Here is a 1,237-nt window from a genome sequence, read left to right on the forward strand (position 1 = left end):
GACCTTCACGCCGCCAATGGTTCCGCCCGTCTTGGGCACCACGCGAACCGCAAAGAAGGGAGGCTTTGCGAACGGCTTCAGGAACTCCTTGGCCTTGCCGAACGCCTTGTCGTCCCCCGTCGTGCAAGCGGCGTTGTAATCCTTCATCGTCCTGGCGAGTGCATCAGGCGGCACGCCCATTGCGGCAGCGAGCGCTTCCCAGGTGTCGCCCCTGACAGCGTACTTCGGGTCGTTGTACTTGAGAGCGGCCTTCACCTTTTCGGGATCAGACGAATCAGCGATGCCCCAGACGGCCTTTTCCTTCACGACGGCGTCGGTGAGATACGGCAGGTTTTCGTTCGTGAAGCGAAGGCCCTTCTCATTGATAAAGACGCGGTCCTTGTACTTGTCCTTCGACGTGATGACCCCGTTGAGTTCCTTCTTTTCGCTGTTGAGGTACAGGCCGATCACCCAGGCATCCGTGTAGGGAGCCGCACCTGCCCTGACGGCCATGCTGATGCCGTAACCCGTGTCGCCAATGCTCGCAACGGACAGGTCGGCATAGGGAACATAGTCGGGCACCAGCTTCTCAAGCATCGCCCTGTTGTGCGGGAAGCCGCCCGTGGCGAGCACGACCGCCTTGCCCGAAATTTCATAGCGAAGCTTGCCGTTGTGCGCCTTGACGCCGACTACGTCGCCCTTTTCATTGAAAATGAGGTCGTCCGCAGGCGTCCCCTTCATGACGGGCACCTGATGGGCATCAAGGAACTTCATCAGGTTCTGGATCACGAACCTGCCGCCGGCAGGAGAGGAACCGCGGCTGGATGCGGGTACGGGGGATTCAGCAGGCGCATGCGCAAAGTCGGACCCACCGTAGCCAAAGGGACGCGGGGTCGCATACTTGTGGCCGATCTTGTCTTCGAGCCAGTTGGCAGTCACCGTAAACTCTCTGGCCATGGCGCGCACAAGACGGAGGAATCGCCGCCCGCGGAGGAGCGCTTCTGGTCATTGAGCCAGATCTTGACAAACTCCTCGGTCGAGGTCCCCTAGCTTCCAGCTTGCTTCTGAGCATTGGATTCTCCAGCAGCAATGGCCCCACCCGCAAAAGCGAGCTGCCGCCCACCATCGGGAGCTTTTCAATGACGAGCACCTCGGCGCCGGCAAGGCGCGCGGCCACAGCAACGGCCAGACCCGTACCCCCCGCACCGACGAAGATCACGTCGACCTTGAGGTTTTTGACGGGAAGCGTTGCGGGATC

At 61.0% G+C, this 1,237-nt stretch carries 2 protein-coding genes; both read right to left on the reverse strand.

Annotated elements, in window-relative coordinates; genetic code table 11:
• The coding region (locus HMPREF3036_RS06350; protein WP_156469761.1) for an FAD-binding protein at positions 1–936 on the reverse strand (936 nt) is incomplete at its 3' end.
• Positions 821–1,198: an NAD(P)-binding protein gene (locus tag HMPREF3036_RS12455; protein ID WP_255358805.1), complete on the reverse strand. Its 378-nt coding sequence runs from the start codon at positions 1,196–1,198 to the stop codon at positions 821–823. The genes HMPREF3036_RS12455 and HMPREF3036_RS06350, both read right to left, overlap by 116 nt.
• Between the last annotated feature and the right edge of the window lie 39 nt (positions 1,199–1,237).

Source organism: Sutterella sp. KLE1602, assembly GCF_001578585.1.
In the GTDB taxonomy this organism is placed as follows: Bacteria; Pseudomonadota; Gammaproteobacteria; order Burkholderiales; family Burkholderiaceae_F; genus Sutterella; species Sutterella wadsworthensis_A.